Genomic DNA, 1510 nt, shown 5'->3' on the forward strand with positions numbered 1-1510 from the left:
TGTTCCCCGTCAGCGCCCATGGCACAGATTCAGGGTTGAGCTTTAAGGAGTGTTTTGGTCTCGTCGTCTGACGAAGGAACCAAGATGACTGCTAAATCCCCGAGCACCAAAAAGCCTGCCGAGCAGGTGGTGAAGGACATTCGCCGGGCGACCCGACGGCACTTTTCAGCTGAAGACAAGATCCGGATCGTTCTCGATGGTCTGCGCGGCGAAGACAGCATTGCCGAACTGTGCCGCAAGGAAGGCATCGCGCAGAGCCTGTATTACACTTGGTCGAAAGAGTTCATGGAAGCCGGCAAGCGCCGACTGGCGGGCGATACTGCTCGTGCTGCGACCAGTGATGAGGTCAAGGATCTGCGCCGAGAGGCTGGTGCGCTCAAGGAATGCGTTGCCGACCTGACGCTGGAAAACCGTCTGCTTAAAAAAAGCATGATCGCGGATGGGGACGAGCCAGAATGAGATATCCCGCATCCGAAAAGCTCGAGATCATCAATCTGGTTGAGCAGTCGCACCTGCCCACAAAACGCACGCTGGACCGGCTGGGCATCCCGCGCCGGACCTTCTATCGCTGGTATGACCGCTACCTCGGTGGCGGTCCTGAAGCACTAGAAGATCGGTCTTCGGCACCCAGTCGGGTGTGGAACCGGATCCCGACTGCCGTCCATGATCAGCTCATCGAGATGGCGTTGGAAGAGTCCGAACTCTCGCCTCGGGAGCTGGCTGTGAGCTTCACCGACCAGAAGGGGTACTTCGTGTCCGAAGCCAGCGTTTACCGGCTTCTCAAGGCCCACGACCTGATCACCAGCCCGGCCTATGTGGTGATCAAGGCGGCAGATGCGTTCCACACCAAAACGGTGCGGCCCAACGAGATGTGGCAGACCGATTTCACCTACTTCAAGATCATCGGCTGGGGCTGGATGTATCTGTCCACGGTGCTCGACGATTACTCGCGCTACATCATCGCCTGGAAGCTGTGCAACACAATGCGGGCCGAGGACGTCACTGACACGCTGGACATGGCCCTCGCGGCCTCAGGCTGCGACCAGGTGCATGTGCATCACAAGCCCCGGCTGCTCAGCGATAATGGCCCCTGCTATATCGCCAGTGAACTGGCCGATTATATCCAGACCAATCGCATGAGCCACGTCCGCGGCGCCCCGATGCATCCCCAGACCCAGGGCAAGATCGAGCGCTGGCACCAAACCATGAAGAACCGCATCCTGCTGGAGAACTACTTCCTGCCCGGCGACCTGGAGGCCCAGATCGGCGCCTTCGTCGAACACTACAATCACAGGCGCTATCATGAGAGCCTCGACAACGTGACCCCGGCAGACGCCTACTTCGGCAGGGCCGCAGCCATCATAAAACAGCGCGAAAGGATCAAACGACAAACCATCCAGCATCGGCGCTTGCAGCACCGCAAGCTCGCCGCATAACATCAACCCAAAGACGAGGCCGATACTCCGCTAATCCAAGACCCAAACTGCGCCAAATGATCTGACGACGGACA

Annotated in this window: 1 protein-coding gene; it reads left to right on the forward strand. The window is 58.7% G+C overall.

Going from position 1 to position 1510, the window contains the following annotated elements:
* The first annotated feature begins 84 nt into the window (after nt 1-84).
* Nucleotides 85-1436, forward strand: a protein-coding gene (locus tag JP75_RS24215; protein WP_152565975.1) for an IS3 family transposase whose coding sequence is annotated in 2 segments (ribosomal slippage) — nt 85-421 and nt 421-1436 — 1353 coding nt in all. Because the reading frame shifts where the segments join, the coding sequence is not laid out codon by codon here.
* Nucleotides 1437-1510: the final 74 nt, after the last annotated feature.

Source organism: Devosia riboflavina (assembly GCF_000743575.1).
Lineage (GTDB): Bacteria > Pseudomonadota > Alphaproteobacteria > Rhizobiales > Devosiaceae > Devosia > Devosia riboflavina.